This is a genomic window from Pseudoalteromonas sp. bablab_jr011 (assembly GCF_016464045.1).
GTDB lineage: Bacteria > Pseudomonadota > Gammaproteobacteria > Enterobacterales > Alteromonadaceae > Pseudoalteromonas > Pseudoalteromonas lipolytica.
Map to the genome: position 1 here is coordinate 1 of NZ_JACDWU010000277.1, position 283 is coordinate 283.

1 rRNA gene is annotated in these 283 nt (G+C 42.4%); it reads left to right on the top strand.

The features are described from left to right. Positions 1–163 precede the first annotated feature (163 nt). Positions 164–278 (top strand): 5S ribosomal RNA (gene rrf, locus JIG41_RS16065). Positions 279–283: the final 5 nt, after the last annotated feature.

Here is a 283-nt window from a genome sequence, read left to right on the forward strand (position 1 = left end):
CCATTAAGCTAACCTGTACTAATTACCCGTGAGGCTTAACCATACAACGCCAAACGCGTTTTATGACAGCGTAACAGACAGAAGTTAGTATACTAAAGTAGATTTACGATTATCAGATTTCCAGATTTTAGTTAATTGCGAGTGCGATTAACAACCAAATTTGCTTGGTGACAATAGCGTTTTGGACCCACCTGATTCCATGCCGAACTCAGTAGTGAAACGAAACAGCGCCGATGATAGTGTGGCATTTGCCATGTGAAAGTAGGACATCGCCAGGCTCCTA